The sequence below is a fragment of the Dietzia sp. CH92 genome (assembly GCF_032248695.1).
Taxonomy (GTDB): domain Bacteria; phylum Actinomycetota; class Actinomycetes; order Mycobacteriales; family Mycobacteriaceae; genus Dietzia.
The window spans coordinates 119,951-145,546 of record NZ_JAVHXC010000001.1 but is presented as its reverse complement, the minus strand read 5'-3'; the positions used below and the strand labels follow the sequence as shown (position 1 = coordinate 145,546).

Annotated in this window: 24 protein-coding genes and 1 tRNA gene; 15 read left to right on the top strand and 10 right to left on the bottom strand. The window is 72.0% G+C overall.

Annotated features, from left to right (window positions below):
• The first annotated feature begins 138 nt into the window (after positions 1 to 138).
• Complete coding sequence (locus RWK90_RS00725) at positions 139 to 1,203, top strand: NAD(P)/FAD-dependent oxidoreductase (RefSeq protein WP_314033709.1); 1,065 nt, start codon at positions 139 to 141, stop codon at positions 1,201 to 1,203.
• Here RWK90_RS00725 and RWK90_RS00720 read toward each other — a convergent pair.
• The 5 genes from RWK90_RS00720 to RWK90_RS00700 all read right to left on the bottom strand — a co-directional run bounded on the left by RWK90_RS00720 (position 1,200) and on the right by RWK90_RS00700 (position 5,141).
• A complete protein-coding gene (locus RWK90_RS00720) occupies positions 1,200 to 2,198 on the bottom strand; it encodes a nucleoside hydrolase (protein WP_314033707.1) in 999 nt (332 codons plus the stop codon). The genes RWK90_RS00725 and RWK90_RS00720 overlap by 4 nt on opposite strands.
• Positions 2,195 to 2,701 carry a DUF664 domain-containing protein gene (locus RWK90_RS00715; RefSeq protein WP_314033705.1) on the bottom strand — a complete coding sequence of 169 codons (507 nt, stop codon included), beginning with the start codon at positions 2,699 to 2,701 and terminating at the stop codon, positions 2,195 to 2,197. The genes RWK90_RS00720 and RWK90_RS00715 overlap by 4 nt, the downstream gene beginning before the upstream one ends.
• Positions 2,698 to 4,161 carry an SDR family NAD(P)-dependent oxidoreductase gene (locus tag RWK90_RS00710; protein WP_314033703.1) on the bottom strand — a complete coding sequence of 488 codons (1,464 nt, stop codon included), beginning with the start codon at positions 4,159 to 4,161 and terminating at the stop codon, positions 2,698 to 2,700. Before RWK90_RS00710 ends, RWK90_RS00715 begins: the two co-directional genes overlap by 4 nt.
• Before the next feature lie 33 nt (positions 4,162 to 4,194).
• Positions 4,195 to 4,977, bottom strand: coding sequence for a hypothetical protein (locus RWK90_RS00705; protein ID WP_314033702.1), 783 nt, complete (start codon positions 4,975 to 4,977; stop codon positions 4,195 to 4,197).
• A 78-nt stretch (positions 4,978 to 5,055) separates the two neighbouring features.
• Positions 5,056 to 5,141: transfer RNA gene (locus RWK90_RS00700), tRNA-Leu, on the bottom strand.
• A gap of 191 nt (positions 5,142 to 5,332) precedes the next feature.
• On the opposite strand from RWK90_RS00700, the gene RWK90_RS00695 reads away from it, so the two are divergent.
• Positions 5,333 to 5,875, top strand: coding sequence for a YbhB/YbcL family Raf kinase inhibitor-like protein (locus RWK90_RS00695; protein WP_314033700.1), 543 nt, complete (start codon positions 5,333 to 5,335; stop codon positions 5,873 to 5,875).
• 46 nt (positions 5,876 to 5,921) lie between these two features.
• Here the strand turns inward: RWK90_RS00695 and RWK90_RS00690 are convergent, their stop codons facing one another.
• The gene (locus RWK90_RS00690; protein WP_314033698.1) at positions 5,922 to 6,989 is read right to left on the bottom strand and encodes a quinone-dependent dihydroorotate dehydrogenase; all 1,068 of its coding nucleotides are present in this window, start codon (positions 6,987 to 6,989) and stop codon (positions 5,922 to 5,924) included.
• A gap of 35 nt (positions 6,990 to 7,024) precedes the next feature.
• Entirely contained in the window at positions 7,025 to 8,056 is a 1,032-nt protein-coding gene (locus RWK90_RS00685) for a hypothetical protein (RefSeq protein ID WP_314033696.1), read from the bottom strand.
• 171 nt (positions 8,057 to 8,227) lie between these two features.
• Here RWK90_RS00685 and RWK90_RS00680 point away from each other — a divergent pair, with 171 nt between their 5' ends.
• Genes RWK90_RS00680 through mshC form a run of 5 tightly spaced genes read left to right on the top strand, consistent with a single transcriptional unit; the run spans position 8,228 to position 12,497 of the window.
• Positions 8,228 to 9,073: an undecaprenyl-diphosphate phosphatase gene (locus RWK90_RS00680; protein ID WP_314034708.1), complete on the top strand. Its 846-nt coding sequence runs from the start codon at positions 8,228 to 8,230 to the stop codon at positions 9,071 to 9,073.
• Between the two features lie 33 nt (positions 9,074 to 9,106).
• Complete coding sequence (locus RWK90_RS00675) at positions 9,107 to 9,811, top strand: histidine phosphatase family protein (RefSeq protein ID WP_314033695.1); 705 nt, start codon at positions 9,107 to 9,109, stop codon at positions 9,809 to 9,811.
• Positions 9,812 to 9,851: 40 nt separating this feature from the next.
• Positions 9,852 to 10,439, top strand: coding sequence for a DUF3090 domain-containing protein (locus RWK90_RS00670; protein ID WP_314033693.1), 588 nt, complete (start codon positions 9,852 to 9,854; stop codon positions 10,437 to 10,439).
• A complete protein-coding gene (locus RWK90_RS00665; RefSeq protein WP_314033691.1) occupies positions 10,436 to 11,218 on the top strand; it encodes an SCO1664 family protein in 783 nt (260 codons plus the stop codon). Before RWK90_RS00670 ends, RWK90_RS00665 begins: the two co-directional genes overlap by 4 nt.
• Before the next feature lie 25 nt (positions 11,219 to 11,243).
• Positions 11,244 to 12,497 (top strand): cysteine--1-D-myo-inosityl 2-amino-2-deoxy-alpha-D-glucopyranoside ligase, encoded by a 1,254-nt coding sequence (gene mshC / locus RWK90_RS00660; protein ID WP_314033689.1) that lies wholly within the window; start codon positions 11,244 to 11,246, stop codon positions 12,495 to 12,497.
• Between the two features lie 49 nt (positions 12,498 to 12,546).
• Here mshC and RWK90_RS00655 read toward each other — a convergent pair whose 3' ends face one another.
• The gene (locus RWK90_RS00655) at positions 12,547 to 13,473 is read right to left on the bottom strand and encodes a PAC2 family protein (protein WP_314033687.1); all 927 of its coding nucleotides are present in this window, start codon (positions 13,471 to 13,473) and stop codon (positions 12,547 to 12,549) included.
• A gap of 50 nt (positions 13,474 to 13,523) precedes the next feature.
• On the opposite strand from RWK90_RS00655, the gene metH reads away from it, so the two are divergent.
• From metH to hisG, 5 genes are all read left to right on the top strand, one after another.
• Positions 13,524 to 17,084 (top strand): methionine synthase, encoded by a 3,561-nt coding sequence (metH, locus tag RWK90_RS00650; RefSeq protein ID WP_314033685.1) that lies wholly within the window; start codon positions 13,524 to 13,526, stop codon positions 17,082 to 17,084.
• Between the two features lie 70 nt (positions 17,085 to 17,154).
• Positions 17,155 to 17,679: a hypothetical protein gene (locus tag RWK90_RS00645; RefSeq protein WP_314033683.1), complete on the top strand. Its 525-nt coding sequence runs from the start codon at positions 17,155 to 17,157 to the stop codon at positions 17,677 to 17,679.
• A 71-nt stretch (positions 17,680 to 17,750) separates the two neighbouring features.
• Positions 17,751 to 18,458, top strand: a complete 708-nt coding sequence (locus tag RWK90_RS00640) for an HAD family hydrolase (protein WP_314033681.1) — start codon at positions 17,751 to 17,753, stop codon at positions 18,456 to 18,458.
• Positions 18,455 to 18,727 carry a phosphoribosyl-ATP diphosphatase gene (locus tag RWK90_RS00635; RefSeq protein ID WP_314033679.1) on the top strand — a complete coding sequence of 91 codons (273 nt, stop codon included), beginning with the start codon at positions 18,455 to 18,457 and terminating at the stop codon, positions 18,725 to 18,727. The genes RWK90_RS00640 and RWK90_RS00635 overlap by 4 nt, the downstream gene beginning before the upstream one ends.
• A gap of 50 nt (positions 18,728 to 18,777) precedes the next feature.
• On the top strand, positions 18,778 to 19,629 hold the full coding sequence (gene hisG / locus RWK90_RS00630; RefSeq protein ID WP_314033677.1) for an ATP phosphoribosyltransferase: 852 nt from the start codon (positions 18,778 to 18,780) through the stop codon (positions 19,627 to 19,629).
• 71 nt (positions 19,630 to 19,700) lie between these two features.
• On the opposite strand, the gene RWK90_RS00625 is transcribed toward hisG, so the two are convergent.
• Together RWK90_RS00625 and RWK90_RS00620 are read right to left on the bottom strand one after the other, a co-directional pair.
• On the bottom strand, positions 19,701 to 20,468 hold the full coding sequence (locus RWK90_RS00625) for a thioesterase family protein (protein ID WP_396230257.1): 768 nt from the start codon (positions 20,466 to 20,468) through the stop codon (positions 19,701 to 19,703).
• Positions 20,468 to 21,379: a RecB family exonuclease gene (locus RWK90_RS00620; protein ID WP_314033673.1), complete on the bottom strand. Its 912-nt coding sequence runs from the start codon at positions 21,377 to 21,379 to the stop codon at positions 20,468 to 20,470. Before RWK90_RS00620 ends, RWK90_RS00625 begins: the two co-directional genes overlap by 1 nt.
• Positions 21,380 to 21,438: 59 nt before the next feature.
• Here RWK90_RS00620 and RWK90_RS00615 point away from each other — a divergent pair, with 59 nt between their 5' ends.
• From RWK90_RS00615 to dop, 3 genes are all read left to right on the top strand, one after another.
• Positions 21,439 to 22,278, top strand: coding sequence for a tRNA (adenine-N1)-methyltransferase (locus tag RWK90_RS00615; RefSeq protein WP_314033671.1), 840 nt, complete (start codon positions 21,439 to 21,441; stop codon positions 22,276 to 22,278).
• A gap of 94 nt (positions 22,279 to 22,372) precedes the next feature.
• Complete coding sequence (arc, locus tag RWK90_RS00610) at positions 22,373 to 24,073, top strand: proteasome ATPase (RefSeq protein ID WP_396230246.1); 1,701 nt, start codon at positions 22,373 to 22,375, stop codon at positions 24,071 to 24,073.
• Positions 24,070 to 25,578, top strand: coding sequence for a depupylase/deamidase Dop (gene dop / locus RWK90_RS00605; protein ID WP_314033669.1), 1,509 nt, complete (start codon positions 24,070 to 24,072; stop codon positions 25,576 to 25,578). The genes arc and dop overlap by 4 nt, the downstream gene beginning before the upstream one ends.
• Positions 25,579 to 25,596: the final 18 nt, after the last annotated feature.

Sequence of the window (25,596 nt, the reverse complement as noted above, 5' to 3'; positions counted from 1 at the left end):
CCTAGCACCGGTTCTAGTTCTGTCCGGCCCGCACCCTTCCGGCACGGAGGGCGCCCGGGCAGGGCGCCCGGACGCGGTCCGGTAGTGCGGCGCGACCGGGTCCGTAGGGTGACTACACCTGACCGCGGAAGGAGAGGCATGAGCGACACCCACACGGGGCCCGGCCCCGAGCACACCCGGCATCCCGACGCCGCCGGGTCGTCCGGCCCGGCGGGGGAGACGGTCCCCGCATCGGTGGACGTCCTGGTCGTGGGCGGCGGCCCGGCCGGACTCTCCGCCGCCACCTGGGTCGGGCGGTACCGCCGCTCGACCCTGCTCGTCGACGCGGGGCACCAGCGCAACCTCGCCGCCCGGGAGATCCACGGCATGCTCGGCACCGGCCCCACCAGCCCCGCCGAGTACTACGCGAACATCCACGAGGGGCTCGAGCGCTACCCGACCGTTCGCCGACTGGGCGGGGACGTCGTCGGCCTCGAGAAGGAGGCCGACGACCGGTTCATCGCCCGCATCCGACCGGGCGGGGGCGAGGAGGTCACCGTGGTCGCCAAACGGATCATCCTCGCGACCGGGGTGCGGGACCGGTTGCCCGACCTCGAGGGGATCGGTGCGCATTACGGGACGGACGTGCACCACTGTCCCGCGTGCGACGGCCTCACCGCCGCGGACCAGCGCGTCATCGTGCTGGGGGTCGGCTCGCACGTGCCGGCGTACGCGTCGGAGCTGCTGGACTGGGCCTCGGAGGTCGTGATCATCACGGAGAGCGAGTCCGACCCGGCCTTCGACGACGACCAACGCGCCGCCTGCGCCCGACACGACATCGAGGTGATCGACGGCGTCGCCCGCGAGCTCGTCGGCGAACCGGGGGCCCTGGAGGGGGTGCGACTCGACGACGGGAGACTGGTCCGCGGCGCCAAGGTCTTCTTCTCCTACGCACACCACCCGTCCAACGACCTGGCCGAATCGCTGGGCTGCGAGCTGGACGACGAGGGCGGCATCACCGTGAACTCGCTGCAGCTGACGAGTGTGGCCGGGGTGTACGCGGCCGGGGACATCGTGACGGGGCTGCAGCTGGTCCCGATCGCGGTGGGCACCGGCGCGGCGGCGGGCGTGGCCTGCGCGACCTCCCTGCGCGGGCACGCCACCGCGGACTGCGTGCCCGACCCGGCGCCCCCGACGCGGAACTTCACGCGGCCCGACAACTAGCCCAGCGTCGTGATGGCCCCGCAGACCTCGTCCAGCACCGCGTCCGGCCCGCCCGGCAGCCGCACGTCGGTGGCGATCCGGGCGTTGTCGACCCGCCCCCGCTGACCGCGGACGTCGGCGACGGTCATCCCACGGGTGTGCTCGCCGGCGCACTCCACCCGCACGTGCGCCGGCGCCGACACCACCGCGTCGGGGTGCAGCGCCAGCCACGCCACCAGCGGGTCGTGGACCTGGGCCAGGTAGCCCTCGCCGACGGACTCGTGGAACTCGAAGTAGAAGCGCAGCGCGTCCACCAGGGCGCGGGTGAGCGGGGTGTCGGAGGCGGCCAGGAGCCGCTCGGACCGCGCGGGCGTCCACACGGCCCGCTCGGTGAGATTCAACCCGCACCACAGGGGCGCGGGCACCGCGGGATCGGAGACGCGGGCCTCCTCCCACGCCCGGCACACGCGGTCGGCGGCCTCCGGGTCCACGTCGACGTTCCACTCACTGACCGGCGTGGTGTTGCCCGGGTGGCCGTGGAAGGTCCCGCCCATCACGACCAGACCGCGCAGCAGGCGGGGGAGAGCGGGCTCGAGCGCCACGGCCCGGGCCAGGCTGGACGAGGGACCGGTGACGATCCCCACCAGCCCACCCGGATGTGCGCGCGCCAGCTCCACCCAGAGGCGGGCACCGTCGCGGGGGTCGAGGGCCCTCGTCGTCGTCGCCCCCAGTTCCGCGTGACCCGCGCCGCGGGGACCGTGCGTCTCGGGGGTGAGCACGTGGGGCACGGCGATCGGACCGGGCGCCCCGGCGGCCACCGGGAGCTCCGGCGCGTCCGCGAGGTCGAGCCAGGCCAGGGCGTTGGCGACGGTGTCGTCGAGCCCCACGTTGCCGGCCGTGCACACCAGCCCGGCGAGGTCGATCCGCCCGGCGCGGTGCGCGGCCACCAGGTACGCGATCGCCAGGGCGTCGTCGATCCCCGGGTCGCAGTCGAGCAGGACCGGCGTGCGTGTCACCGCTGGCGGGCCCCGGCGAGCAGGACGTCCCGGGTGAGCTCGAGGTGCCCGGCGTGGGTGGCGAGGTCGTGGAGGATGTGGCCGAGCACCCACCCGACGGTCAGCGTCCCGGCGCGGCGCCCACCGGCGACGTCGAAGGCCGTGCCGGTGGGGTGGGCCAGGTCCCCGCGCGAGAGCGCCGCGGCGGTCCAGGCCGGCAGGCGGTCGACGAGCGCGGCGAGGCGGTCGAGCTCGGGGCCGACGGGGCCGGCGTACGTGAACTCGGCGTCGCGCTCGCGCTCCACGTCCTCACCGCCCAGGCACGCGGCGCCCCACGACGTGACGACGCCGCACAGGTGGTGCACGGTCGCGGCGGCGGTGTTGGTGGGCCACGCGGCCCCCTCGGCCGTCGGGCGGGTGTGCACCAGGGTGCCGGGTCCGTCACCGCCGAGGTCGGCGACCACCGCGCGGAGGGCGGGCACGACCTGGCCGGCCAGGATGAGGTGGACGGCGTCGGCGTTCACCACGGGCTCGGCTCGAAGTCCTTGAGGAAGCAGCCGTAGAGGTCCTCGCCGGCCTCGCCGCGCACGATGGGGTCCACCACGCGCGCCGCACCGTCCACGAGGTCGAGCGGGGCGTGGAAGCCCTCCTCGTGCAGGCGGACCTTGGTCACGTGGGGGCGCTCGTCGGTGATCCAGCCGGTGTCCACGGCGGTCATGAGGATCCCGTGCTCGGTGAACATCTCCTCCGCGGAGGTGCGGGTGAGCATGTTGAGGCCCGCCTTGGCCATGTTGGTGTGCGGGTGGCCGGCGCCCTTGTAGCGGCGCGAGAACTGGCCCTCCATGGCGGAGACGTTGACGACGTACTTGCGCCGCGCCTGCGACGCGGCCAGCGCGGGGCGCAGGCGGGAGACGAGGATGAACGGGGCGACCGAGTTGCACAGCTGCACCTCGAGCATCTCCATCGGCTCGACCTGCTCGACCGTGGCCACCCAACTGTTGTGGTCCACCACGTCCGGCAGCAGCCCGCCGGCGTCGATGGCGGTGCCGGCGGCCATCCGTTCCAGCGAGGACGACCCGGCCTGCAGGGCGAGGGTCGCGATGTGGTCGGCCTCCCGCTCGGCCTCCTCGGACCCGATGAGGGCGGACTCACCGCCCATGAGGGCCGCGGGGTGCAGTTCGGACGTGCGCCCCATCGTGATCATGGGGATGTCGGCGGCGCGGCCGGTGATCGGCGCGGACTCGCCCTCGACCAGACCTGAGTACGAGCCGGGGGAGCGGCGCACCGTCTGCGCGGCGTTGTTGATGAGGATGTCCAGCGGCCCGGCGGCGGCCACCTCGTCGGCCAGGGCGACCACCTGGGCGGGGTCGCGCAGGTCCACGCCGATCACGTGGACGCGGTCGGCCCAGTCGGGGTAGTCGTCCATCTGCGCGAAGCGCCGCACCGCGTCGCGGGGGAAGCGGGTGGTGATGGTGACGTCGGCGCCGGCCCGCAGCAGCATGAGCGCGATGTACATCCCGATCTTCGCGCGCCCGCCGGTGAGCAGGGCGCGACGCCCGGTCAGGTTCATCGCCGGGTCGCGCCGGGCGCGGTTCTTGGCCGCGCACTCGGGGCACAGCTGGTGGTAGAAGGCGTCGACCTGGGTGAAGCGCCGCTTGCAGACGTAACAGGCCATTGCGCGCTGCAGGTGGCCCGCGACGGCCCCCGGCGCGTTGGAGACGAGCCGGATGCCCGCGGTCTCGTCGTCGATGCGGGTGGGGGAGCCGGTGGCCGTGGCCTCGATGACGGCCTTGTCGGCCTCCTGGCGGGCGCGTCGCACCTCGGCGCGCCGCGCCTTCTTGAGGAGCTTGAACATGTGGCCCACCGACCGCTGCACCCGGATCGAGTCGGGGTGGTCCTCGCCGAGCGCCGCGGCCTGGTCGAGGACGCGCAGGCAGGTCTCGAGGTCGGCGGGGTCGATACTGTCTGGGTCGTTGCCGGTCACCCGATTACGGTACGACGACGAGGTGGTCAGCCCCTAAACCGTCCGCCCCCGCAGGGTGGACGCGTCACCGGCGCGCAGACCGGACAGGACCTCCTCGACCGCCCGCAGGTGCTCGTCCCGCCCGGAGAGGGCCGGCGACCTGGTGGGACCGTACCGGGCGGCGTACGCCTCGGACACGAGTTGGGCGTGGGCCTCCACGGGCAGCGCGGTCCGCGCGCGCGTCGCTCCCCGCCTCCGTGCGGTGCCCGACCCGTGTCCCGTTCCCGACCCGTGTGCGGCGTCGCGTCGCTCGAGGGCCGCCCGCCAGTCGTAGGCGCGTCGACCGAGGCGGACCTGCTCGCCCAGGGCCCGCACGACGTACCGCGGGCCCAGGAAGCGCCCCTGCCAGACGTGGACCAGCTCGTGGACGAGTGTCGGGGTGGCCCGCGGCCGGACCGCGGCGGGGTCACTGCCGTCGGGGTCACTGCCGTCGGGTGCACTGCCGTCGGGTGCACTGCCGTCAGGTGCCCTGCTTCCGGGGACGCCGACGACCCCGGGGTCCGCCCCGAGGTAGACGAGACCGGGCAGGGCGAACGCACGCCGGTGCGGGACACCGGGCACGTGACCGCGGCGGATCGTCACACGGGCGGGATCGACGGTGCCGGCGAACACCTCGCGGAGGTCGTCGCGGACCCCGGGCGGCAGGTCGAGCGGCGGCGGGGCCAGCCCCAGGGCGTCGAGACGTCGATCCACCGCGCGCGCGAGGGTGGCCGTGGACCGGCCCAGGGCGTCCAGCACGCGGCCGGGTAGACCGGCGGGGACCGGGGTCCGGGGCATCGGGGAACCTTCCCGCGAGACGAGAGCGGGCCCCGGTTCCTCTCGGATCCGGGGCCCTTCTACTGTCTCGACACAGTGTGCGCGAGGGGGGACTTGAACCCCCACGTCCGTTAATAGGACACTAGCACCTCAAGCTAGCGCGTCTGCCATTCCGCCACTCGCGCCTGCACACTGATGGCCTCCCCGGATCGGTTCTGATCCGTCTTGGCCGTGCGAGGAATGACATTAGTCGATGCCCGGACCAAGGACCAAATCGCGGTCCCTCCGCACGTCCCGCGGGCCGGTCATCGCTGGTAGACAGGGACGTGACCGGCTGGAGGACCACTCCACACCGACCGATCACAGGAGGAGAACCATGACCCAGTTCCGCGTGCCCGACCCGTATGCCGCCCTTCCGGATCTGCCCGCCCTGGAGGTGTCCAGCGAGTCGTTCACCGAGGGCGCCACGCTGACGGCCGCGCAGCTCGGCGGGACGATGGGCGTCGAGGGCGGCCAGGACAAGTCGCCCCAGGTGAGCTGGAGCGCCGGGCCCGAGGGCACCAGGACGTACGTGGTGACCGTGTTCGATCCGGACGCGCCCACCGCGTCCGGGTTCTGGCACTGGTCGGTGGCCAACATCCCCGCGGACGTCACGTCGTTGCCGGAGGGCGCGTGCACGGGGGACGACACCTCGGGCCTGCCCGAGGGCGCCGTGGTGGTCCGCAACGACGCCGGGTTCAAGGGCTTCGTGGGCGCGGCACCGCCGGCGGGTCACGGCCCGCACCGGTACATCCTCGCCGTACACGCCGTGGGAGCCGAGCTCGACCTGGGCGATGACGCGTCGTGCGCGTTCGTCGGCTTCAACCTCTTCGGGCAGGGACTGGCCCGCGGCACCGTGACGGGCATCTACGAGCAGTAGCGGGCCCCGGGCGGTGCGCCCGGGGCCCGGAGGTCGACTCCGCGGCTCAGCGCACCGCCGAGCCGACCGCCTCCGCCAGCGACCCGAATCCGGCCTGGCGGAGGCGCCTGGCCACCAGACGGTTGGTCCCGCGCAGGAGCGAGGGCCCGGTGAAGATGAACCCGGTGTAGGTCTGCACGAGGTGCGCCCCGTGCGTGATGCGGTCCCACACGTCCTCGGGGGTCTCGATCCCGCCGACGGAGATGATGACCAGCCGGCCGCCCGCGCGGGCGTGGATCCGCGCGAGCACCTCGCGCGACCGCGCCGCCACCGGCGCGCCGGAGATCCCGCCCGCCCCCAGGGCCTCGACCTCCGCGGCCGGGGTCCGCAGACCCTCCCGCGAGATCGTGGTGTTGGTCGCGACGATCCCCGCCAGGCCCAGTTCGAGCACCAGGTCGGTGACCGCGTCGATGTCCGCGTCGTCCAGGTCCGGCGCGATCTTCACGAGGACCGGGATCGTGGCCACGTCCCGGACGGCGGTGAGGATGGGCCGCAACGACTCCACGGCCTGCAGGTCCCGCAGGCCCGGGGTGTTGGGGGAGCTCACGTTGACGACGAGGTAGTCGGCCAGACCGGTGAGCATCGTCGCGGACGCCACGTAGTCACCGACCGCGTCCTCCGCGGGCACGACCTTGGTCTTCCCGATGTTGATCCCCACCGGGTCGGTGCTGCGGCGACGGCGCAGGTTGTTGGCCGCGTTCCCGGCACCGTGGTTGTTGAAGCCCATCCGGTTGAGGACGGCGCGGTCCTCCACGAGCCGGAACAACCGCGGGGTCGGGTTACCCGGCTGGGGGGAGGCGGTGACGGTGCCGACCTCGCTGAAGCCGAACCCGATCGCGCCCCAGGAGTCCACGGCCGCGGCGTTCTTGTCGAAACCGGCGGCGAGCCCCAACGGGCCCGGGAAGGTGCGACCGAGGACCTCCTGCGAGAGGACCGGATCGCGAACGCCCAGGACCCTCCGCACGGCGCCGCCCAGGGGCGGTACCAGGGTCAGCAGCTTGAGCAGGCCGAACACCAGGTGGTGGATCCGCTCCGCGGGAAAGCGGAACATCACCTTCTTGAGCAGTGCGTACACGGTCCTCCTCGATGGGACGTGGGTCGTCGGTGCGATCAGCTCGCCGGCTCGGTGAGGGCCGGACGGAGGAGGTGCAACCCCGCGCCGTCGGCGGACCCGACCACCACGGTGCCGGAGGCCGTGACCGCCAGGGAGTCGGGCTGGCGGATCGTCGGGATGTCCGCGCGCAGGATCCCCACACCGTCGCCGAGATCGTACGCCTGGATGGTGTTCGTCCCGGTGGAGGCGACCCACACGACCCGCCGCGCCGGGTCCTCCGCCACCGCCCACGGGGCGGCGGCGACGGGGAACTGCTGGTGCAGCCGGACCGGCGAGGTCGAGTACACCAACAGCGTGTCGCCGACGGTGTCGCTCGCGATCAGCGACCCCTCGCCGAGCTCGTCGACCAGACCGGCGCCCTTGCCGGCGCGCAGGAGCGGGCCCGCGTGGTCCGCCTCGAGGTCGATGGTGGCGATCACGGTGTCCGGCCGGCTCAGTGCGGTCACGGACCCGTCCCGGGCGACGCTGATCGCGTCGACCGACGTCAACCCGTCGACACGGCGCTCCTCGGTGCCGTCGGCATCCCGTATGACGATCTGCCCGTCGGGGCTGCCGGTGAGCAGGCGCCCGTCGAGGGTCAGGGCGGCGGCCGTGACCGGCCCCAGGCCGGAGAGTTCGCGGACCCCGCCGTCGGGGGAGACCCACACGACCCCGTCGGCGTGGGGGACCAACACGGAGCCGTCGTGTGCGGCCGAGGCGGGGCCGGCACCGTCGGGCAGGGGGACGGAGTCCTCCGCGCTCCAGCTGGTGCCGTCGACACGCCCCAGCTCGAGCGAGGGCGGGCTGTCCACCTGCGCGGCCACCAGGTCACCCACGGCGACCAGGGTGCGGACCGATCCCGGGACGGGGACGAGCTCGCCCCCGGCCGGGTCGGAGACCTGCGGGGACTCGGCGGGCACCGCGTTGCCCTGCGCGACCCGGTTCTGCTCCTCGAGCTCGCTGGTGGGCGAGGAGCAGGCGGTCAGTCCTATGGCGAGGGCGGTCAGAGCGGCGGGCACGCCGGAACGGCGGAGGACACGTCGGTGCACGGTGTTCCTTTCGACTGCCCGCCATTGTCCACCACGCGGGTCCACCGTCCCCGTCCAGGTCCGGGCGACTACTCTCGCGGCGTGCCGTGACGCGACCGCGTCCGGACCGCCGGCGGCCGAGAGGAAACAGCGCGCGTGAACACAACGGTCCTCGCCCAGGGCGTGGAGGGGATGTCCTGGCTCCAGGTCGTCGTCCTGTCCGCGCTCCAGGGACTCACCGAGTTCCTGCCCGTGTCCTCGTCGGGACATCTGAGAATCTTCTCCACGTGGCTCTTCGGCGAGGACGCGGGCGCCTCGTTCACGGCCGTGGTCCAGCTCGGGACCGAACTCGCCGTCCTGGTGTTCTTCTTCAAGGACATCGTCCGGATCCTGGTCGCGTGGTTCCGCGGCGTGTTCGACCCCGCCCGGCGGGCAGATCCGAACTACCGGCTCGGCTGGTTCGTCATCGTGGGTTCGATCCCGATCGCGCTCATCGGGTTCTTCGGCAAGGACTTCATCCGCGACGCCGCCCGCAACCTCTGGATCACCGCGGTCGTGCTCATCGTCTTCTCCTTCGTCTTCCTGCTCGCCGAGAAGGTCGGCCGCCAGGACCGCCCCGTCCACGCCAAGACACTCGACGGGCTGACCATGAAGGACGCGGTCGTGATGGGCCTCGCACAGTGCCTGGCGCTCATCCCCGGGGTGAGCCGCTCGGGAGGCACCATCTCGGCCGGCCTGTTCCTCAATATGTCACGCGAGGCGGCCGCCCGGTTCTCGTTCCTCCTGGCCATCCCCGCGGTGCTGGCCTCCGGGTTGTTCAGCCTCCCGGACGCGTTCGAACCGTCGGTGGGGCAGTCCGCGACCGGGGTGCAGCTCCTGGTCGGTACCGCCATCGCCTTCGTCATCGGCTACGCCGCCATCGCGTGGTTCCTCAGGTTCGTCCAGAACCACTCGCTCGCCTGGTTCGCCGGCTACCGGATCCTCCTCGGCGCGCTCGTGATGGTCCTTCTCGGCACGGGCACGATCCCGGCGACCTGACCGCACCCGCCCCGGCGTCGGTAACCTGCCGGTATGACCGTCATCCTGCTCCGGCACGGCCGCTCCACAGCCAACACCGCGCTCACCCTTGCGGGACGCACGCCGGGGGTCGGGCTCGACGACACGGGTCACGCGCAGGCGCAGGACCTGTGCCGACGTCTGGAGGGGCTGCCCGTCGAGGCGGTCGTGCGGTCACCGCTGAAGAGGTGCCGCGAGACCATCGAGCCGCTCGCCGCGTGCTTCGGCCTGGAACCCCAGATCGAGGACGATCTCGTCGAGGTCGACTACGGCACGTGGACGGGCCGCCCTCTCAAGGATCTCGTCTCCGAGAAGATGTGGTCGGTGGTGCAGCAGCACCCGTCGTCCGCCGAGTTCCCGGAGGGCGAATCACTGGCCGGGATGGCCGGCAGGTCGGTCACGGCGATCCGGCGGCACGACCGGCGTCTCGCCGAGCAGGCGGGGCGGGACGTGCTGTGGGTGGCGTGCAGTCACGGGGACGTGATCAAGGCCGTCCTCGCCGACGCCTACGGGATGCACCTGGACCAGTTCCAGCGGATCGTGGTGGACCCGGCCTCCGTGTCGGTGGTGCGGTACACCCCGCACCGACCGTTCGTCCTGCGGGTCAACGACACGGGCGGTGACCTCGCCAGTCTGCGGGGGGAACCGGTCGGCCCGGTCGGCGAGCCGACACCGGGCCATGCCAGCTCCGACGCGGTACCCGGCGGGAACGTACCCTGATGATCCGCACCACCACCGAGCACACGAGGAGACGACCGGCATGAGCAGGGCAGTGCACGAGTTCCGCGATCCGGCCCGGTTCGTGGTGGGCACGGTCGGCCAGCCCGGCGAGCGCGTCTTCTTCGTCCAGGCCAGCGAGGCGGGGCGGACGATCTCGGTCCGCTGCGAGAAGCAGCAGGCGCAGATCCTGTCCGAGCGGATGGGGGATCTGCTCGACGAGATCGCCGCGAAGTCCGACATCCCCGTCCCTCCGGCGGGGGGCGTCGTCGACGATCTCGACCCGCTGGAGATGCCGGTCGACGCGGAGTTCCAGGTCGGGACGATGGGGCTGGGCTGGGACGGCGAGCGCAACCAGATCGTGGTGGAGCTGCTCGCCATGGATCCGTCGGCCACGGACGAGTCGGTGGTGCTGTCGGACGCCGAGGACGCCCCCGACGCGCTGCGGGTGTTCCTCACGCCGCAACGGGCCCGGCAGTTCGTGCTGCGCAGCGAACGCGTCGTCTCGGCGGGCCGGGCGCCGTGCCCGCTGTGCGGGGAGCCCATCGACACGACCGGCCACCTGTGTGTCCGCCTCAACGGGTACCTCCCGCGGTCGGGGGAGGCGCTCACCGACCTCATCGACCCGTGAGCGACCGCCCGTCGGGTCCCGAGCTCACCGTCCTGTCCCGGATCCCGTCCGGGAGCAACGCGGTGTACCACTGCGTCGACGAGCGCGGTGACAGCTGGGTGTACAAGCCGACGGCGGGGGAGCGGCCGCTGATGGACTTCCCGGACGGCAGTCTCGCGGCCCGGGAGATCGCCGCCTACGCGGTGTCGGAGGCGGCCGGCTGGGCCCTGGTGCCCGAGACCGTCGCGGCCCACGGACCGGGCGGCCCGGGCATGGCCCAGAGGTGGATCGAGGAGGTCGACCGCGCAGCGGTGCCGGGGCACGATCCCGTGGACGTCCATCCGGCCGACGCCGTGCCGCGTGGCCGCGCCGTGGTGCTGCGGGGCGAAGGCTCCCGCGGGGAGGACGTGGTCGTCGCCCACGTCACCGACGAGAGGCTGCGCAGGATCGCGCTGTTCGACCACGTGGTGAACAACGCCGACCGCAAGGGCGGGCACGTCCTGGTGGACGCCGCGGGCGTGGTGTGGGCGATCGACCACGGCCTGTCGTTCCACACCGACCCCAAGGTGCGCACCGTCCTGTGGGGGTGGGCGGGCCAGCCCCTCGACGGCGGCGACATCGCCGGCCTGGAACGTCTCCGGGCAGGCCTGGCGGGGGAAGGCGCTCTGCGCGGCACCCTCGCCGACCTGCTCGCCGAGGCCGAGATCGACGCCCTCGCCGCCCGGGTCGACGTGTTGCTCACGAGCCGGCTGTTCCCTGTCCCCGGGCCGGGCTACCCGTTACCCTGGCCGCTGTTCTGACCGGGCGGTCTCTAGACTCGGGCCCATGCACTCGTGGTCTTCGCCTGTCATCCCCTCGGTTCCCGGCGACGGCGTCCCCCTGAGGTTGTTCGACACGGCCACGGGTGAGGTCCGCGAGGTGGCGCCGGGTCCGGTGGCGGGCATGTACGTCTGCGGGATCACGCCGTACGACACCACCCACCTGGGACACGCGGCCACGTATCTCACGTTCGATCTCGTCTACCGGCAGCTTCTCGACGCGGGCCACGAGGTCCACTACGTGCAGAACACGACGGATGTCGACGACCCGTTGTTCGAGCGGGCCGAGCGCGACGGCGTGGACTGGCGAGAGCTGGGGGATCGGGAAACCGACCTGTTCCGCGCGGACATGGAGGCGCTGCGGGTCCTGCCGCCGCGCGACTACGTCGCCGCCACCGAGACGATCGACGAGGTGGTGGAGATGGTCGGTGAACTGCTCGACCGCGGTCACGCCTACCGGATCGATCCGGACGTCGACGGGTACTCCGACGTGTACTACCGACATAGAGCCACCGCCGACTTCGGGTACGAGTCGGGGTACGACGACGACGAGATGGCGGCCGCCTTCGCCGAGCGCGGTGGCGACCCGGACCGAACCGGCAAGGAGCACCCGCTGGACGCCCTGTTGTGGCGGGTCGAACGTCCCGGGGAGCCGTCGTGGCCCAGCCCCTGGGGGGCGGGCCGACCGGGGTGGCACATCGAGTGCTCGGCGATCGCCCGGAACCGGCTCGGGATGGAGTTCGACATCCAGGGCGGGGGCAGCGACCTGGCGTTCCCGCACCACGAGTTCTCGGCGGCGCACGCGGAGGCCGCCACGGGTCGACGACCGTTCGCCCGCTTCTACGTCCACGCCGCGATGATCGGGCTCGACGGCGTCAAGATGAGCAAGTCGCTCGGCAACCTCGTGCGGGTGCAGGCGCTGCGGGAGCAGGGGGTCGACCCCGCACTCATCCGGCTCGGGCTCTTCGCCGGTCACTACCGCGTGGACCGTTCCTGGTCGGACGAGCTCCTCGAGCGGGCCCGCGCCCGCCACGACCTCTGGTGCCGGGCGATCGCCCGGGGTGCGGGCGCGGACGCCGCGCCCGTGATCGCGGCCCTGCGGGAGCGGCTGGCGGACGATCTCGACACCCCGGGAGCACTCGCGGGGATCGACGCGTGGGCCGAGGCCACCGTCGGCGGTGACGATTCCGATCCGACCGCGGGTGCGGCCGTGGCGACCGCGCTGGACGCCCTGCTGGGCATCCCGACCATCCCCGCCTGACGCCCGCGCCCGGCGGGCCCGGCCCGCGGCGCCCGCCCCGGAGACGGGCTCAGCCGGCGTCGGGCTCGTCCCGGTCGCCCCGCAGGAAGCGCTCGAACTCGGCGGCGATCGCCTCGCCGTCGACCAGCGGCATCGCCTCACCGCCGGCGGCGCGGCCACGGTCGGGCTCCGGGTCGACGCCCGGCGTCACCCCCGACGCCTCGTCGAGCCGGTCCTCGAGGGACCGGATGTAGTCGCGCAGGTCCTCGTCCTCGCCCGCCGCGGCGTCGACTCGCTCGGCCCAGGTCCGGGCCTGTACGCGCAGGGCGTCCATCGGCACCGCCATCCCGAGGTTCTCGGCGAGCCAAGACAGCATCGCCTCGGTCCCCCGCGGATTGGGCGGTGAGGCCACGTAGTGGGGCACTCCCGCGAACAGGCTCAGGGTGGGCACGCCGGCCTCGGTGAGCAGCTGTTGCAACACCCCGGACATCCCGGTGGGCCCCTCGTAGTCGGAGGGGGCCACACCCATCGTCGTCATCCGCTGGCGGCTGAACGCCGCGCCGGTCAGGGGGACCGGGCGGGTGTGGGGCACGTCGGCCAGGTAGGCGCCCAGCAGCACGACCTGGGTGACGCCGAGGGTGTCGACGAGGTCGATGAACTCCGACGCGAACCGTCGCCACTTCAGCGCGGGCTCGGGTCCGCGGACCAACAGGACGTCGTTCGCGACGCCGTCCGGCCGGCACGCCGAGACGACGATGCGCGGCCATTCCACCGACCGGGAGACCCCTCCGGAATGCTTCACGACGGGTCGTTGCTCCAGGTAGTCGAAGAACTCGTCTCCGCCGACCTCGGCGATCTGGCGGGCCTCCCAGTTGAGCGCGAGGTGTTCGATGGTGCCGGTCGCCACGTCCGCCGCGTCGTTCCAGCCCTCGAAGGCCACGATCATCACCGGGCTCTCCAGATCGAGATGCCCGTCGGGACTCCATTCGACAGTCATTAGTACAGCCTACGTACCTCTGTTCCCGACCCACCCATACACTGGTCCGCATGTCTGTCGATTTCGATTCGCCCCTGTTGGACGCCGCGCGCCGGCGAGTACTGATCGGCGACGGTGCGATGGGCACGATGTTGCAGGCGGTCGACCTCGACGTGGACGAGGACTTCCTGGGACTCGAGGGCTGCAACGAGATCCTCAACGCGACCCGCCCGGACGTGGTGGAGGACATCCATCGCGCGTTCTTCGCCGCGGGCGCCGACCTGGTCGAGACAAACACCTTCGGGTGCAACCTGTCCAACCTCGGTGACTACGACATCGTGGACCGGATCGGCGAGCTCGCCGAGAAGGGCGCCGCCATCGCGCGGAAGGTCGCCGACGAGATGGGCCCGTCCGAGGACGGGACCCCGCGCATGGTGCTGGGTTCCCTGGGGCCCGGCACCAAGCTGCCCTCGCTGGGACAGACCACCTTCGGAGAGATGCGCGAGGCGTACGCCCGGGCCGCCGAGGGCCTGGCCCGCGGTGGCGCGGACGCGTACCTGATCGAGACCAGTCAGGACCTGCTCCAGGTCAAGGCCGCGGTGCTCGGGTGTCAGGACGGGATGGCGGCCGCGGGCCGCCGGCTGCCGATCATCTCGCACGTGACGATCGAGACCACCGGCACGATGCTGCTCGGCTCGGACATCGGCGCGGCGCTGACGGCGCTGCAGCCGCTGGGCATCGACATGATCGGGCTGAACTGCGCCACGGGACCGGCCGAGATGGTCGAGCACCTGCGCTACCTGTCCCGCCACGCCGACATCCCGGTGTCGGTCATGCCCAACGCGGGCCTGCCGGAGCTGGGCGAGCACGGCGCCGTCTACCCGCTGGGCGCCGAGGAGTTCGGGCCGCAGGTGGCCGACTTCGTCTCCGAGTTCGGCCTGTCGATGGTGGGCGGGTGCTGCGGCACCACCCCGGAACACATCACCCGCCTCAAGGAGCAGGTGAGCAGGCGGGAGAAGGCCGAGCGGCGGGTCGAGCCCGTCAACGCGGTGGCCTCGCTCTACACCTCGACCCCGCTGCGCGCGGACGCCGGCATCCTCATGATCGGCGAACGCACCAACGCCAACGGGTCCAAGCGCTTCCGCGAGGCCATGTTGTCCGGCGACTGGGACACGTGCATGGACATCGCCAAGGAGCAGATGCGCGACGGCGCACAGATGGTCGACCTGTGTGTGGACTACGTCGGTCGCGACGGCTCCGACGACATGCGGGAGCTGGCCGGACGGCTGGCCACGTCCTCGACCCTGCCGATCATGCTGGACTCGACCGAGCCCGCGGTCATCGAGGCCGGCCTGGAGAAGCTCGGCGGACGCTGCGCTGTCAACTCGGTCAACTACGAGGACGGCGCGGGGCCGGACTCCCGCTTCCAGCGGATCATGCGTCTGGTGTCGCGGCACGGCGCGGCCGTCGTCGGCCTGACGATCGACGAGGAGGGCCAGGCCCGCACCGCCGACCGCAAGGTCGAGATCGCGGAGCGGCTCATCGCCGACCTCACCGACAACTGGGGGATGGCGGAGGAGGACATCATCATCGACTGTCTGACCTTCCCCATCTCGACCGGTCAGGAGGAGGTCCGCCGCGACGGCATCGAGACCATCGAGGCGATCCGCAGGCTCACCGAGGCGCACCCGCGGATCCACACCACGCTGGGCCTGTCCAACATCTCCTTCGGCCTGAACCCGGCTGCGCGCCAGGTCCTGAACTCGGTGTTCCTGCACGAGTGCATCCAGGTCGGGCTCGACTCGGCCATCGCGCACAGCTCCAAGATCCTGCCCATGAGCAAGATCGACGAGCGGCAGCGGGAGGTCGCGCTCGACCTGGTCTACGACCGTCGCCGCGAGGGCTACGACCCGCTCCAGGTGTTCATGGAGCTCTTCGAGGGCGTCTCCGCGGCCGGGGCCAAGGACGCCCGCGCGGCCGAGCTCGCCGCGATGCCGCTGATGGAGCGGCTGGCGGCACGGATCGTCGACGGCGAGCGCAAGGGGCTCGAGGAGGACCTCGACGCCGCGATGGAGCAGATCCCGCCGCTGGAGATCATCAACGAGCACCTGCTCGGTGGGATGAAGACGGTCGGTGAGCTCTTCGGCTCGGGGCAGATGCAGCTGCCGTTCGTGCTGCAGTCCGCCGAGACGATGAAGGCCGCGGTCGCCCACCTGGAGCCGCACATGGAGGCCAGCGACGAGGACGGCAAGGGCCGCATCGTGCTGGCCACGGTCAAGGGCGACGTGCACGACATCGGCAAGAACCTCGTGGACATCATCCTGTCCAACAACGGGTACGACGTGGTCAACATCGGCATCAAGCAGCCGATCTCGGAGATCATCGGCGCCGCCCGCGAGCACAAGGCCGACGTGATCGGCATGTCCGGGCTGCTGGTGAAGTCGACCGTCGTGATGAAGGACAACCTCGCCGAGCTCAACGCCGAGGGCATCGCCGACGAGTTCCCCGTGCTGCTCGGCGGCGCGGCCCTGACGCGCTCCTACGTGGAGGTCGACCTGGCCAACATGTACCAGGGCGACGTGTTCTACGCCCGGGACGCCTTCGAGGGCCTGCGGCTGATGGACGAGGTCATGACCGCCAAGCGGACCGGTGTGCCGATGGCGCAGTCCTCGGAGTCCGCCGCCAAGGCGGAGGAACGGCGTGAACGCCGGGCGCGCAGCGAGCGGATCGCCGCCAAGCGTGCGGCCGAGGCCGAGCCCGTGGTGGTCCCCGAGCGGTCGGACGTCGCGGCGGATCAGCCGATCGCGACGCCGCCGTTCTGGGGCACCCGTATCGCCAAGGGCATCCCGGTGGCGGACTACGCCGGCCACCTCGACGAGCGCGCGCTGTTCTTCGGCCAGTGGGGGCTGCGGGGCACGCGCAGCGGCGAGGGTCCGAGCTACGAGGAGCTCGTGGAGACAGAGGGCCGTCCGCGGATGCGCGACTGGATCAGCCGCCTGACCACCGAGGGCATCCTCTCGCATGCCGCCGTGGTCTACGGCTACTTCCCGGCCTACTCGGTCGGCGACGAGATCTGGGTGCTCGCCGAGCCCCGTCCGGACGCGGAGGTACTGCACAAGATCGCGTTCCCGCGTCAGCAGCGGCCCCGCTTCCTGGCGATCCCCGACTTCGTGGCCTCCCGCGAGCGCTGCGAGGCCGAGGGGACCGTGGACGTCCTGCCGTTCCAGCTGGTGACGATGGGCACGCCGATCGCCGACTTCGCCAACGAGCTGTTCGCCGGGGACAACTACCGCGACTACCTCGAGGTCCACGGCTTGTCGGTCCAGCTCACGGAGGCGCTGGCCGAGTTCTGGCACCGCCGCGTCCGCGACGAACTGACCCTGCCGGAGGGGGCCGTCTCCTCGGAGGACCCGGACAGCATCGAGGAGTACTTCAACCTCAAGTACCGCGGTGCGCGCTACAGCTTCGGTTACGGTGCGTGCCCGGATCTGGAGTCCCGCAAGGTCGTGATCGACCTGCTCGAGCCGGAGCGGATCGGCGTGGAACTGTCGGAGGAGCTGCAGCTGCATCCCGAGCAGTCCACGGACGCGTTCGTGCTCTACCACCCGGAGGCGAAGTACTTCAACGTCTGATCCGTCGGACAGAGGTACGGCCGCAGCCCGGGTGAGTAGGCTCACAGTAGTCCGGCTGAAGGAGTCCGTCATGCCCAGCATCCGCAGGTCCGCTGCCCTCGCCGTGGCGGGTGTCGTGCTCGCCGGGGGAGCGGCCGTCGCCGCCGCCCCGGCGGCCTCCGCGCAGGTGTGGCACGACTCTCCCGCGTGGGACGTCCGCATGCCCTTCCCTCTGGGTGGCGAGCACACGATCCGCTTCGGTGTCTTCCCGAGCTGCCTGCGGGGTGGTGACGACAGGTTCCACCAGGCGATCGCCGCCAACGCCAGGGATCTCGACCAGCCGGTCCGATCCTTCGACTTCTCCGCCACCCTCTTCCCGTTCAACTCGGCAACGGTCGAGTGGCACAACATGGACACCGACGCGCGAGGGACGCACACCGTGCAGTCGACGGGTCCCGAGGTGGGGATCGGTGCCACGCACACCGGTCGGGGATGGGTGGCGGTCACCATCACCGCCAGCAGGTCCGCCCTGCCCACGGTGGCCCCCGGTTCGGTGGCGCCGTTCGCCTCCGCCACGCACACGGAACGGTTCATCGTCCCGCCGCAGAGCTGCTGACGTCGATCGGGGCCGCCGGTGTGCTGCCGCGAGTCACCCCCGGTCCACCTGCTTCGGGTAGACAGTAGGCCGTGACCAGCACCTCCTCGGACCATCTGCCCGCCGCCGTCTGCCTCGACATGGACGGCACCCTCGTCGACACGGAACGACTGTGGGACATCGCCGTCTACGAGCTCGCCGAGGAGATGGGCCGGCCGCTGGACGAGGAGACCCGGCGGCGCACCCTGGGCAACTCGCTCCACGGGTTCTTCGAGATCCTCGGCGAGTACACCGGGCGCCGCATCGAGGGGGAGGAATTCGACCGCCTCGCGCATCGTCTCAACTCCCGGGTGACGGACCTGATGCGCAGCGACATGCGTTGGCGGCCGGGCGCCGAGGAGCTGCTGGCGGACATCGCCGCGACCGGCGTGCGCGTCGCCCTGGTGACCAACACCACCGCCGATGTCGCCGTGGTGCCGCTGGAGTTCATCGACCGGTCCCGGTTCGACGTGGTGGTGACCGGCTGCATGGTGACCGAGGGCAAGCCCGCGCCGGACCCGTACCTGCTCGCCTGCGCCGAGCTGGGCGTCGAGCCCGGGTCGGCGGTCGCGGTCGAGGACTCGGTCACCGGGGCCAGCGCGGCGGTCGCGGCCGGGTGCCGGGTCCTGTACGTCCCGTCCACCGACGCACAACCCGACGTCGCCGGGGCCCACACCCACCTGACGTTGGAGGGCGTCGACGTCGCGGGGCTCCACGCCCTCACCTCCGGGACACCCGTGGGCGCGGCTGTGGGAGAATGACCCGCGTGAAGACCTTCGACTCCCTGTTCGCCGAGCTCTCCGAGCGCATCACCGCGCGCCCCGAGGGGTCCGGCACCGTCGCCGCGTTCGACAAGGGCGTCCATCATCTGGGCAAGAAGGTCATCGAGGAGGCCGGAGAGGTCTGGATCGCGGCCGAGTACCAGTCGGACGAGGAGCTGGCGGAGGAGATCTCCCAGCTCATGTACTGGACCCAGGTCATGATGCTCAAGCGCGGACTGACCCTCGAGGACGTCTACCGACATCTGTAGGCGCCGCCCCGCCCACCACCCGCACGCACCGAACCTCCGGAGCCGCCATCATGCTGCGCGTCGCAGTGCCCAACAAGGGCGCCCTGTCCGAGTCCGCCTCCGAGATGCTCTCCGAGGCCGGCTACCGCCGCCGCCCCGAGGGGAGCAAGGACCTCTCGCTCATCGACCGCGAGAACGACGTCGAGTTCTTCTTCCTCCGACCCAAGGACATCGCCGTCTACGTCGGTTCGGGCCGCCTCGAGCTGGGGATCACCGGCCGCGACCTGGCGGCCGACTCGATGGCCGAGGTCGATGAACTGCTCGACCTGGGCTTCGGCCACTCCACCTTCCGCTACGCCGGCCCGGCCGGCGCCGGGTGGACCACCGAGCGTCTCGCCGGCGCCCGGATCGCCACCTCCTATCCCAACATCGTCCGGCGCGACCTGCGCGAGCGCGGGATCGAGGCCGAGGTGATCCGGCTCGACGGGGCGGTGGAGATCTCGATCCAGCTCGGGGTGGCCGACTGCATCGCCGACGTCGTCGGATCGGGTCGGACGCTCAAGGTGCACGGCCTGGAGGCGTTCGGGGACGTGCTGTGCGACTCCGCGGGGGTGCTCATCGGTCGCACCGACGCCGCGTCCTCCCCGGCGGTGGCGCGGATGCGGGCCCGGCTCCAGGGCGTCGTCTTCGCCCAGCAGTACATGATGCTGGACTACGACTGCCCCAAGGAGATTTTCGACTCCGTCTCGGCGATCACGCCGGGGATCGAGTCGCCGACCGTGTCCCCGATGGCCGACCCGGCCTGGGTGGCGGTGCGCTCGATGGTCCCCCGGAAAAAGGTCAACGCGATCATGGACGAGCTGGCGGAGGCCGGCGCGAAGGCGATCATCGCCACCGACATCCGCTCCTGCCGCATGGGCTGATCCGCCCCGGCGTTCCCGGAAACGGTCCGGCCGACCCGGCGCTACGTGCGCGGGGCCGGCCGGCGGCGTTTTCAGACCCGCTCGACGAGCAGGGCCTGCAGGGTGTCGCCGATCGCGCCGCGCTCGTCGAACAGCGTCCCCGAGGTCGCGCCGACCCCGTCGGGCCCGATCGACGCCCGGGCGGCCACGCCGATCCACCGGCCGACGGGCGGCCGGTGCAGGTGCGTGACGAGGTCGGTGTTGAGGAACCGCCACTCGGCGGGGTCGAGGACCGCGCCGACCCCGTTGGCGATGTCGGCCACGCACATCACGTGCTGGACGGGGGTCGGCTCCTCCCCGGCCACCAGCGGCAGCGTGGGCCGGGCCCAGACGGTGCCGTCCTCGGCGCCGCGGATCTCGAGCGAGTCGATGTAGCCGCTGGTCCACCGGCTGAAGAAGTCACCGTCGTGATCGGTGTCCGGCAGTACGCGCGGCGCCTCGGCCGCCTGCTCGACGCCGGTGGTGTCGCCGGTCGCCAGCCGCCACGCGCTCGCCCGCGCGACGGTCCGTCCGCCCGCGACGAGCTCGGACTCGAGCAGCTGGATCCGGCGGCCCGGTCGGGCCACGCGGGCGCGGGTCCGCAGTTCACCGAGCGGGACGGGCCCCAGCAGGTCGACGGCCACGCGGGCGATGCGAGCGTCGCCGCCGGCGTCGAGGCGCTCCATGGCGCGGGTGAGGATGGCCGAGGGCGGGGCTCCGTGCTGCAGGTCCGGGCCCCAGGCGCTGACGGTGTGCGGGGTCGCGCGGAAGACCTCCCAGCCGTCGTCGGATCCCAGCGGCTCGTAGTAGGCCTCGTGCATCATGTGTTCCTCGGTTCTCTCCGACCCGCGAGCAGGTTGTCCGCGCCGGCGGGGACCACGCGGGTGCCCGGCCACCCCGGGTACTCGGGCGGGGTTCCGCCGAACGCCGGGCACAGGGCCTGATGATTGCACCAGTCGCACAGGCGGGACGTCCGGGGTCGGAAGTCGCCGGTCCGACCGGCGCGCTCGATCTCCGACCACAGCGCGTCCAGTGACGCCTCGGTCTCGACGAGCGTCGCGTGATCCGGGGTGAAGGTGAGCCAGCTGCCGTTCTTGAGGTAGATCAGTTTGAGCTGGGCGGGCAGGACCCCGTGGATGCGCTGGTACATCAGGGCGTAGAACCGCATCTGGAACATCGCCTGGTCCTGGAAGCGCGGGTGCGGGGGCTTGCCCGTCTTGTAGTCCACGACCCGGACCTCCCCGGTGGGCGCGACGTCGACCCGGTCGAGGAAGCCGTGCAGCGGGGTCCCGGCCGCGGTCGCGGTGACCAGGTACTGCTCGCAGGAGGCGGGGGAGAAGCGCTGCGGGTCCTCCACCCCGTAGAGCGCCGCGACCAGCGCCGCCACCTGCGACTGGAAGTCGGCGCGGTCGGACAGCGGGACCACCGTCGCGCCGTCCTCCTCGGCGTAGAAGCGCTCGACGGCGGCGGGCACGAGTTCCGCGGCGCGCTGCGGCGCCCGCTCGGACTGCTCGAGTCCGTACAGCTCCTCCAGCACGGAGTGGACGACCGTGCCGAGTACCTGGGCGCGCGTCCTGGGCTCCGGGATGCGGTCCACGGCGCGCAGCCGGTACAGCAGCGGACACTGCCGGTAGTCGGACGCGCGCGAGGCCGACAGGGCGAGGGGCTTGCGCTCCGGAAGGGGTACGTCGCCCGCTGCCGGGATGCCGCCGATTTCGAGGGGATCCGTCACACCTGGCAGGGTAGACAACCGGTCGGACAACCGGCCCCCCGTCCTACTGGAGGTCCCCCGTGCAGCGATCCGGTCCGTTCGTCGTGGGCGACCGCGTCCAGCTCACCGACACCAAGGGGCGCAAATACACCGTCGTCCTGGTCGAGGGCGCCGAGTTCTTCACCCATCACGGCGCGGTGCGCCACGACGATCTCATCGGTGCGCCCGAGGGCTCGGTCATCACCTCGACCAAGGACGCGAACTACCTCGCGCTGCGTCCCCTGCTCACCGACTACGTGCTGTCGATGCCGCGCGGCGCCCAGGTCATCTACCCCAAGGACGCCGCGCAGATCGTCCACGAGGGCGACGTGTTCCCGGGCGCGCGCGTGCTGGAGGCCGGTGCGGGCTCGGGTGCGCTCACGTGCTCGCTGCTGCGCGCCGTGGGCCCGGAGGGCCGGGTGTTCTCGTACGAGATCCGGGAAGATCACGCCGAGCACGCCGAGCGCAACGTCCGCACGTTCTACGGCGAGCACCCCGCCAACTGGGACCTGCGGGTCGCGGACCTGGCGGAGACGTCGGTGGAGGCGCTCGGTGGTCAGGTCGACCGGGTGGTGCTGGACATGTTGGCCCCGTGGGAGTGCCTGCCGACGGTGAGCGAGGTGTTGGTGCCGGGCGGCGTGCTGGTGGCGTACGTGGCCACCACCACCCAGCTGTCGGACGTGGTCGAGGCACTGCGGCGGCAGCAGTGCTGGACCGAGCCCCGCGCGTGGGAGTCGATCAACCGCGGGTGGCACGTCGTGGGACTGGCGGTGCGCCCCGAACACCGGATGCAGGGCCACACCGCGTTCCTGGTGACCGCCCGTCGCCTCGCCGAGGGTGTGACCACCCTCAAGCCCAAGCGGCGCAGCGGCAAGGGCTGAGGGAACGCGCGCCCACCCGCGTCCCACCCCGGCGATAGGGTGGAGGGGACGACGACGAGGAGACCCGTCGACGACCAGGAGGGCAGGTGATCGCGTGACCGAGGGACGTTCCCCGGCCGGTCAGGGTGAGGACAGGGTGGCGGTCGACCGCGCCGAACTCGCACGGCTGCGCAGGGCGGTCGACGAGGGGGCCCGGTCGGATCGCGAGAAGTCGATCAAGATCGACGCCCTCGGCGCCCGCAACGTCCGGCTCGCGGAACTGCTCAAGGACTCGCGCGACCAGCTGGAGGCGCTCAAGGGCGAGGTCGAACGCCTCGGCACCCCGCCGAGCACCTACGGGGTCGTCCTCGCCCGCCCCACCGGTCCGGACACCGTCGAGGTCATGGCCGCCGGCCGGCGGATGCGGCTGGCGATCGCCCCCGGCGTGGACGCAAAGGACCTCACCCCGGGTGTCACCGTGCGGCTCAACGAGGCGATGACGGTCCTCGAGGTCTCCGGCGAACTGCCCGTCACCGGCGTCACCGCCGTGCTGCGGGACGTGCTCGCCGACGGGGTGCGTGCCCGGGTCGTCATGGGCAACGACGAGGAACACATCGTCGTGCTCGCCGCCGCCCTGCGCGGGACGCGCACGGCCGACCACCCGGCGCCCGTCCGCCCGGGCGACGCGGTCCTGGTGGACCCCAAGGCCGGGGTGGCCTACGAGGTCGTACCCAAGTCCGAGGTCGACGAGCTCCTGCTCGAGGAGATCCCCACCGTCGAGTACTCCGACATCGGTGGCCTGGGCCCGCAGATCGAGCAGATCCGCGACGCGATCGAGCTGCCGTTCGTCCACCACGACCTGTACCGCGAGTTCCACCTGGCCCCGCCCAAGGGCGTCCTGCTCTACGGCCCGCCCGGCTGCGGCAAGACCCTCATCGCCAAGGCCGTGGCCCACTCGCTGGCGCGGGCGGCCGCGGTCGCCCGCGGGGACGACGTCACGGACGGCCGGTACCCCAACTCGTACTTCCTGTCGATCAAGGGCCCCGAGCTGCTCAACAAGTACGTGGGGGAGACCGAGCGGCACATCCGGTCGATCTTCGAGCGTGCGCGGGAGAAGGCCACCGAGGGCAATCCGGTGATCGTGTTCTTCGACGAGATGGACTCGATCTTCCGCACCCGCGGGTCCGGGGTGTCCTCGGACATGGAGACCACGATCGTGCCGCAGCTCCTGGCGGAGATCGACGGCGTGGAGGACCTGCGCAACGTCATCGTGATCGGCGCGTCGAACCGCGAGGACATGATCGACCCCGCCATCCTGCGGCCCGGCCGCCTGGACCTGAAGATCCGCATCGACCGGCCCGACAGGGACGCCGCTGCGGACATCCTGGGCAAGTACATCACCCCGGACCTGCGTTTCGACCCGGCCGAGATCGGCGGGACCGACGGGCAGACGCACGTCCGTGAGCTCATCGATCGCATCGTCGACCGGCTCTACACCCGTGACGAGTCCACGACCTACGTGCATCTGGTCTACGCCTCGGGTCGGCGGTCCTCCCTGCATCTCGCCGATCTCACCTCCGGCGCGATGCTGCGCAACATCGTCGACCGGGCCAAGAAGCTCGCGATCAAGGAGATCGTCCACGGCACCGGCCGGGGCCTGACCACAGACGACTTCCTCGACGCGGTCGACGCCGAGTTCGCCGAGAACACGGACCTGCCCAACACCTCCAACCCGCAGGAGTGGGCGCGGCTGTCGGGTGTGCGCGGCGAACGCGTCGTCGAGGTGTCCGTGCCCGACCGGGGCGGCGACCGGTGAGCGGGTCGGAGGCCCCGGGCGCGCGCGGCCGCGTGATCGGCACGGAGATCGAGTTCGGCATCGTCGCGGTCGGTCAGCCCCTGCTCAGCTCGGTGGTGAGCTCCACCCAGGTGGTCAAGGCCTACACCGACCCGGGCGAGGCCGCCGGGGGAGCGGACGGGGCGCGCTGGGACTACGGCTCCGAGTCGCCGCTGCGCGACGCCCGCGGCTTCGACCTCGGCGCGGCGCGCGCGTACGACCCCGGCGAGTTCGGGGTGACCAACCGCGTCCTCACCAACGGCGCCCGCTTCTACGTCGACCACGCGCACCCCGAGTACTCGGCCCCCGAGGTCGACTCCCCGCGCGACGCCGTGATCTGGGACAAGGCCGGTGAGGTGATCATGCACCGCGCCGGCGTCGAGTCCTCGGCCACCGAGGGCAACGCCGAGCTCAAGCTCTACAAGAACAACGTCGACGGCAAGGGCGCCTCCTACGGCGCCCACGAGAACTACCTCGTGCGCCGCGACGTCGACTTCGACGGCCTCACCACGAGCCTGGCGCCCCACCTGCTGTCGCGGCAGGTCTTCAGCGGCGCCGGACGGGTGGGGATCGGGCAGTCCGGCGAGGAGGCCGGGTACCAGCTCTCCCAGCGGGCCGACTACATCGAGGTCCTCACCGGACTCGAGACCACCCTGCGCCGCGGCATCATCAACACCCGCGACGAACCGCACGCCTCGGACGAGACCTGGCGCCGCCTGCACGTGATCATCGGCGACGCCAACATGTCCGAACTGGCGACCTACCTCAAGATCGGCACCACCTGCCTCGTCCTGGACGCCATCGAGGCCGGCGTCGACTTCTCCGACCTCCTGCCCGTCGACCCGGTCGCGGCGGTCCACGTCATCAGCCACGACCCCACGCTCCGGGCGAGCGTGGCGCTGCCCGACGGGCGTGAGCTCACCGGCCTGGCCCTCCAGCGGGAGATCCGGGCCAGGGTCGCGGACGTCATCGGGGACGGCGCCGGCCACCCCGACTGGGCGCCCGGGGTACTGGACGAATGGCGCGGGATCCTCGACGCCCTCGAGGAGAACCCCATGTCCTGCGCCGACCGCCTGGACTGGCCCGCCAAGCTCCGGCTGCTCGAGGGCTTCCGCGCCCGCGACGGCCTGGACTGGGACCACGCCCGCCTGGCCCTCATCGACGTCCAGTACCACGACATCGACCCCGACCGCGGGCTCTACAACCGTCTGGTCGCGAAGGGGGCGATGCGCCGACTGGTCACCGTCGACGAGGTCGAGGCCGCCGTCACGACCCCGCCCGCACGAACGCGGGCCTGGGCCCGGGGACGCTTCCTCGCCGAACTCGGTGACCGCATCCGCGCCGCCGGCTGGGACCACGTCGTCGTCGTCGACTCCCGGGGCCACGACCGCCACGTCGACCTCACCGACCCCTACGTCGGGTCCCGCGAGTACTGCGCGGCCCACCCCGACTTCCTCAGCCCCGACGGCCCCGACCCGTTCCCGTAACCGCACGGGCCCCGCGGG

Coding starts and splice junctions, on each gene's coding strand:
- RWK90_RS00725 (WP_314033709.1), top strand. CDS start 139: ATGAGCGACACCCACACGGGGCCCGGCCCCGAGCACACCCGGCATCCC.
- RWK90_RS00705 (WP_314033702.1), bottom strand. CDS start 4,977: ATGCCCCGGACCCCGGTCCCCGCCGGTCTACCCGGCCGCGTGCTGGAC.
- RWK90_RS00695 (WP_314033700.1), top strand. CDS start 5,333: ATGACCCAGTTCCGCGTGCCCGACCCGTATGCCGCCCTTCCGGATCTG.
- RWK90_RS00680 (WP_314034708.1), top strand. CDS start 8,228: ATGTCCTGGCTCCAGGTCGTCGTCCTGTCCGCGCTCCAGGGACTCACC.
- RWK90_RS00675 (WP_314033695.1), top strand. CDS start 9,107: ATGACCGTCATCCTGCTCCGGCACGGCCGCTCCACAGCCAACACCGCG.
- RWK90_RS00670 (WP_314033693.1), top strand. CDS start 9,852: ATGAGCAGGGCAGTGCACGAGTTCCGCGATCCGGCCCGGTTCGTGGTG.
- mshC (WP_314033689.1), top strand. CDS start 11,244: ATGCACTCGTGGTCTTCGCCTGTCATCCCCTCGGTTCCCGGCGACGGC.
- RWK90_RS00655 (WP_314033687.1), bottom strand. CDS start 13,473: ATGACTGTCGAATGGAGTCCCGACGGGCATCTCGATCTGGAGAGCCCG.
- metH (WP_314033685.1), top strand. CDS start 13,524: ATGTCTGTCGATTTCGATTCGCCCCTGTTGGACGCCGCGCGCCGGCGA.
- RWK90_RS00645 (WP_314033683.1), top strand. CDS start 17,155: ATGCCCAGCATCCGCAGGTCCGCTGCCCTCGCCGTGGCGGGTGTCGTG.
- RWK90_RS00635 (WP_314033679.1), top strand. CDS start 18,455: ATGACCCGCGTGAAGACCTTCGACTCCCTGTTCGCCGAGCTCTCCGAG.
- hisG (WP_314033677.1), top strand. CDS start 18,778: ATGCTGCGCGTCGCAGTGCCCAACAAGGGCGCCCTGTCCGAGTCCGCC.
- RWK90_RS00625 (WP_396230257.1), bottom strand. CDS start 20,468: ATGCACGAGGCCTACTACGAGCCGCTGGGATCCGACGACGGCTGGGAG.